Annotated in this window: 3 protein-coding genes and 1 pseudogene; 2 read left to right on the top strand and 2 right to left on the bottom strand. The window is 39.6% G+C overall.

Annotation, left to right across the window (positions count from 1 at the left end; genetic code table 11):
• A partial coding sequence (locus tag CBG25_RS08245) for a transposase family protein (protein ID WP_290605946.1) occupies window positions 1-371 on the top strand: 371 nt, incomplete at its 5' end.
• Between the two features lie 159 nt (window positions 372-530).
• Here the strand turns inward: CBG25_RS08245 and CBG25_RS08240 are convergent.
• A pseudogene (locus CBG25_RS08240) lies at window positions 531-842 on the bottom strand (solute carrier family 23 protein); the annotation flags it as partial.
• Between the two features lie 633 nt (window positions 843-1475).
• Here CBG25_RS08240 and CBG25_RS08235 point away from each other — a divergent pair.
• Window positions 1476-1973, top strand: coding sequence for a 4Fe-4S binding protein (locus CBG25_RS08235; RefSeq protein ID WP_290605945.1), 498 nt, complete (start codon window positions 1476-1478; stop codon window positions 1971-1973).
• A gap of 26 nt (window positions 1974-1999) precedes the next feature.
• Here CBG25_RS08235 and CBG25_RS08230 read toward each other — a convergent pair.
• Window positions 2000-2280: transposase family protein (locus tag CBG25_RS08230; protein WP_290603775.1), on the bottom strand; the 281-nt coding region annotated here is incomplete at its 5' end.

Here is a 2280-nt window from a genome sequence, read left to right as displayed (position 1 = left end):
TGAGCAAAAATGGGCGCCGTCACGATAAACGCTTACTCGATAAAGTCGATATAATTCGCCATATTCCTCCTGAGGTAACCATCTGGGCAGATACCGGTTTTCAAGGTATAGATAAACAGCATCCTAATACACAAATCCCAAAAAAAGGAACTCGAAAAAGACCTTTATCGCCTGAACAAAAACAAGAAAATAAAATAATCTCGGGCATCCGTATTACAGTTGAACACGCCATCGCGGGTATCAAGCGCCTCGGTTGCATGACCCAAATTTTACGGAATCGTAGACCCTTTATTGATGATACCTTCTTACTCCTTAGCGCAGGTCTTTGGAATCACGAGTTTCGCACCAATAAAAAAACGCTCTATTTTTAAGTTTAATTCAGCATGATATATAAATAGTCAAAACCTTATAAATCAAATACAACTTATTGTAATTTAAGAAAATTTATGTTTTTTAGTAACTTGCAGATTAATCATTGCTTTTAAGCCATTTTTAGAATTTTATATGCCTGTGCGAAACTCGTGACTGTTACCGATTAGCATCATTGGAACCAGTGCGGCAAATGTGCAGCCTTGCACTAATGGTAAGCGACAGCCAATCCATGCCCCAAAACCGAAGGATTGGGCAATAGTTGCTATTCCGCAGATAAACAGATCAGTACTAATTAATAGAATAATTTGCTCTACGGGTAAGCCCACAGCATTACCGATAACTAATGGAACGGCGACTGCGCCGGCATACATCACTAAAACATGTTGCAGTCCGTAAAGTATCATTTGCCCAATGGGAAGTATTTCGTTAACTGGGGCTGATTGGTGCTTGGAGAGAACAGATCCTTTCATAAAGTTACATCACTCCTATTGGTGAGTACTTCGTTAACCGGGCTGATCGGTGTTTGGAAAGAACAGTTAATGTACGTGTTAGAACAGTATTTGGCATACAAACTGGTCTAAATTGCTCCAATCAGCATTTCAGCAAATATCAATATCCATGCGTAATCCATGCCAATATAAATAAAGAAGTAAAAATGTTGGTGCCATTCGTGAATCAAGTCACGTTTTGTTGTCGGCCGGGCCGGTAAATAGGATGGTATCATTAAAAACGGATCAAATATGCTTATTTTATACTTGAGGCTAATTCTCATCTTGAGAATAAAGGAAAAGCTGCTGATTACGGCTATTAGTTTTCAACTCTGCATTAAAATCACAATCGATACTACTTGCTGTAGTGGCAAAGTTTACTTTTATCCGGCTTTTATTAGTCGAAAAGAGATATTTCCTGGTTTCACTGTGATACGTCATTCTCAAAGTGAGAATAATTTATGACAAGAAGATGGATAGTGCTAAACATGATAAAGGCAAATTTTTGAAGCGAATAACAAAATTTTATGTTAGGCCTAAATTATTAAAAATATTTGCCCAATTATTGCATCCTGATTGGAACAGTATACCTGAACTTACTAGCTAGGAGAGCGAATGAATAAATTAATTATTGCTGATCCAAGTGAATGCATCGGTTGTCATGTTTGTGAAATTGCCTGTGTGGTTGCTCATAATCATCAACGTTGGCCACAGAGCACTCGTGAGTTTGTTCCGCGTATAAGGGTATTCAATGACGCCAAAAACAGTATTGCAGTAACCTGCCGTCATTGCAATAACGCTCCTTGTATTACCAGTTGCCCGGTGGATGCATTGCGTTTTGTTAGCGCAACCGTTCAGCTTGATCAAACTCGCTGTATTGGTTGTAAAAGTTGCATTGTGGCCTGCCCGTTTGGCGCCATTGATATGGTGCCGGCAGTGGATTCAGATATCGCCCTGGCACAAAAATGTGATATGTGTCAGACAATTAATGCTGACCAACCGGCTTGTGTGACACATTGTCCCACGCAAGCGTTACGGATTGTTGATGAACAATCGTTGTTAACTTTGCGTCAACAGAGACAACAAAAAGCGTGTTGCTTAATAGTGAAATAAGGGTGTTTCGGTGATTGAAGTAAATTTTACGCTGTTCTGAGATGGAAATTCCAAAGACCTGCGCTAAGGAGTAAGAAGGTATCATCAATAAAGGGTCTACGATTCCGTAAAATTTGGGTCATGCAACCGAGGCGCTTGATACCCGCGATGGCGTGTTCAACTGTAATACGGATGCCCGAGATTATTTTATTTTCTTGTTTTTGTTCAGGCGATAAAGGTCTTTTTCGAGTTCCTTTTTTTGGGATTTGTGTATTAGGATGCTGTTTATCTATACCTTGAAAACCGGTATCTGCCCAGATGGTTACCT

Source organism: Arsenophonus sp. ENCA (assembly GCF_002287155.1).
GTDB classification, from domain to species: domain Bacteria; phylum Pseudomonadota; class Gammaproteobacteria; order Enterobacterales; family Enterobacteriaceae; genus Arsenophonus; species Arsenophonus nilaparvatae.
The sequence above is the reverse complement of the archived record's forward strand: the minus strand, read 5'-3'. Positions and strand labels throughout refer to the sequence as shown.

Bases quoted from the DNA above. Each gene is read 5' to 3' on its own strand.
- CBG25_RS08235 (WP_290605945.1), top strand. From the start codon at position 1,476: ATGAATAAATTAATTATTGCTGATCCAAGTGAATGCATCGGTTGTCAT.